Annotated in this window: 4 protein-coding genes; all 4 read left to right on the top strand. The window is 47.9% G+C overall.

Features of this window, described 5'->3' with window-relative positions:
* The first annotated feature begins 96 nt into the window (after positions 1-96).
* The 4 genes from Q7V48_00630 to Q7V48_00615 all read left to right on the top strand — a co-directional run bounded on the left by Q7V48_00630 (position 97) and on the right by Q7V48_00615 (position 2392).
* Positions 97-975: a DUF1566 domain-containing protein gene (locus Q7V48_00630; GenBank protein ID MDO9209250.1), complete on the top strand. Its 879-nt coding sequence runs from the start codon at positions 97-99 to the stop codon at positions 973-975.
* Positions 976-1051: 76 nt separating this feature from the next.
* Entirely contained in the window at positions 1052-1255 is a 204-nt protein-coding gene (locus tag Q7V48_00625) for a hypothetical protein (GenBank protein ID MDO9209249.1), read from the top strand.
* 490 nt (positions 1256-1745) lie between these two features.
* On the top strand, positions 1746-2006 hold the full coding sequence (locus Q7V48_00620) for a hypothetical protein (GenBank protein ID MDO9209248.1): 261 nt from the start codon (positions 1746-1748) through the stop codon (positions 2004-2006).
* Positions 1985-2392, top strand: a complete 408-nt coding sequence (locus tag Q7V48_00615) for a type II toxin-antitoxin system VapC family toxin (protein MDO9209247.1) — start codon at positions 1985-1987, stop codon at positions 2390-2392. Before Q7V48_00620 ends, Q7V48_00615 begins: the two co-directional genes overlap by 22 nt.
* Positions 2393-2761 lie beyond the last annotated feature (369 nt).

Raw genomic sequence — 2761 nt, 5'->3', positions numbered from 1 at the left:
ATAAAAGAATCTCTGACTATGATCGTCAGATGAAAGAGGCGGAAAAGGAAAACGAAGCGGCAGTGGAAAAACTCAAAGCGGAGGAGGTCCTGAAACTTGCCCAAGCGAAAGTGGGATACGGGACAGCAGATCCGAGTGCTGGAGCCTTTCATTAAGCGGCTCCAGGCCTTGCAAGACAGGAAATTCACACTTCCCGAGGGCGGGTCCATAGTAGTAGAACTGGGCGATCCATATGCAGACCATAACCGATTCCCTCTTTATTTGCGGTACAAGGGACAATCGTGGCAAGTCTGGTGGGCATATAGCGACCGCGACGCAGCAAAGGATTTCTACCGGACGAGGACTTACCTGAAGGCGGATGGAATTTTCCAGATTGAGGTGGCAGCGGAACTCCTCCCGAAATTAATAACTGCGCGGGTGACTCATTTAGGGACGAAGGAAACGCGGGAATTCGATCTGGAGACGCCAAGAATATTCGCCGAGATCGATCAGTTCGGGAAACTCAAGGAGGAGGAAGCAACAGCGGAGAAAACGAGTGAACAGGCGGCCAGGTTGTTTTATCGTTTCCGATTTACCGCTTATGATGATGGAACGGTCCTGGACGCGCAGACCGGTCTGATGTGGGCGGCGAAGGATAACGGGGCAAATATCAACTGGCAAAATGCGAAGAGCTATTGCGAGAACTACCGTGGGGGCGGATACAAGGACTGGCGGATGCCGACACAGGACGAGCTGGCGGGGTTGTATGAGAACAGTAAGAGTTATAGGATTAAGCAGGGGACTTACAGCGTCCATTTAACCGAATTGATTAAACTTACAGCTTGCTGCCCGTGGGCTTCGGATGTTCGCGGTTCCGTGGCTGCCGGCTTCGGTTTCGGCGGTGGCGGACGGGGCTGGGGTCACCAGTCAGGCGACGGCAGGGGGCCGGGCGCTCCCGGTGCGTTCCGGCAAATAGGTTATTTGGGCATTTGGTGATTTGATTTTTCGGGTCCAGGGCGGAGCCCTGGTCGCTGCCAAAATTTTGAATCCAGGTTTTTACTGGACATAAGTCATGGCCCAGTATGAGCATCTTCCCATATACCGCGAGGCCTTTAAATTCCTGATCTATTGCGAGACTATCGTTCAGCACTTTTCACGGTACCATAAATACACGCATGGCTCGGACCTCCGCGACACGGCCAGGGCCGTGATCAAACTGATCATCAGGGCCAACAACCTAAGTGAGAAAGATTTACCTCCAAGGCAGGATTACTAGATAAAAACGCTGGTCCCGGCACATAAAGTTGACAATTGTTATTTGGAAAGCCATTATAAACAACTGAGCGTTTGAATGGCCTATTGTTCCATTTCAAGTCGTAATACTCACAGCGCAAAACATTAGGGCTACCAACACTGCATAGAACAAAGACTACAATAATAGCCGTTAGTCGCAAGGCGCGAGGGGAAAAAATAAAAACGCATGGGGCATAGCGCCAAGCGCATAGAGAATAAAAGGTGCAAGGTCCAAGGAGCAAGGTACAAGGAGTAAAATATATTGGGACGCAGATGAATGCAGATTAAATATTGTGCAGGAATACGGCGTTAGGCAACGGTATTAAGGTATTGATTGGTTCTTCGTGAAATATTTCAAGCCTGACCTCCGACCACTTCTTTTCAATTGACAGGATCGGTAAATGGAGCAATAATTGAGGCATGGTGACTCACTATTGGTTCACACGGAGGTGATTCATTTGAAGCAAATTACTTTGAGGGGAATCCCTGTTGCGATTGAAAGGATGATAAAAAAAGAGGCGGAAAGAAAGGGGCTGAGTCTGAACAAAGCCTTCATCTCTCTTGTTGAAAAGGCCACGGGCACAAAGGGAAAGGTGCAGAAGAGGAAGCCCATGCACCATGACTTGGATCATCTTTGCGGGATCTGGACAAAAAGAGATGCCGAAGAGTTCACAAAAAACGTTGAGTTTCAGAGAACGATAGACGAGGGCTTATGGAAAAATACAAAGTCATGATGGATACTTCCGCCTATACGGCATTTCTGAGGGGCAGTCCTGAAGTCAAGGAGGCAGTTCGGCAGGCAGATGAGATCGTTTTCAATCCCGTGGCGCTGGGGGAATTGATAGCAGGTTTTTTGATTGGAAGAAATGAAAGAAAGAATAGAGCCATCCTTAAGAATTTTCTCAGCTCCCCGCGAGTCATCATTGCTGAGATTGATGAAGAAACTTCAGAAAGATACGCTGTGATTGTACAGTCTCTCCGGCTGAAAGGTACACCGATACCGACCAATGATTTGTGGATCGCCGCTTCTGCCATGCAACATGGGTTAAAGGTTCTGACCACCGACAGGCATTATCTGGAAGTTCCCCAGATTATTACTGAATATTTTGATCCATGGTAATTTGGGCGGGGTAGTTACCATCTTTCACTCTTTTATCTCCTTCCCTCGAGTTTCTCTAAGCAGGCTCTGCACGAACGTTATCCCAAAAGGATGTTGAATTAGGGTGAAGGATGGTTGAGTTAAGGCGTAAGATGCTTGAAATTCCAATATTGCAAACCTGACACCCTACTCCCACGATGGCGTTGTCAATATCCTCGGGGATTCTTACCGATTTAACTTTCATTTCTTCTCCTCCAATAAAAGCCTTACCATTGAGGCTCTTGCAAAAGTCCGTAATTTACCCTTCGACAGGCTCAGGGTGAACGGGCTTAGGTTGAAATTATTTAGTTTTTCCGTTCGTGGTGAGCTTGTCGAACCACAAAAAAATAC

The organism is Deltaproteobacteria bacterium (assembly GCA_030654105.1).
Taxonomy (GTDB): domain Bacteria; phylum Desulfobacterota; class SM23-61; order SM23-61; family SM23-61; genus JAHJQK01.
This window is presented reverse-complemented; position numbering and strand designations above follow the sequence as displayed.

Bases quoted from the DNA above. Each gene is read 5' to 3' on its own strand.
- Q7V48_00625 (MDO9209249.1), top strand. From the start codon at position 1,052: ATGGCCCAGTATGAGCATCTTCCCATATACCGCGAGGCCTTTAAATTC.
- Q7V48_00615 (MDO9209247.1), top strand. From the start codon at position 1,985: ATGGAAAAATACAAAGTCATGATGGATACTTCCGCCTATACGGCATTT.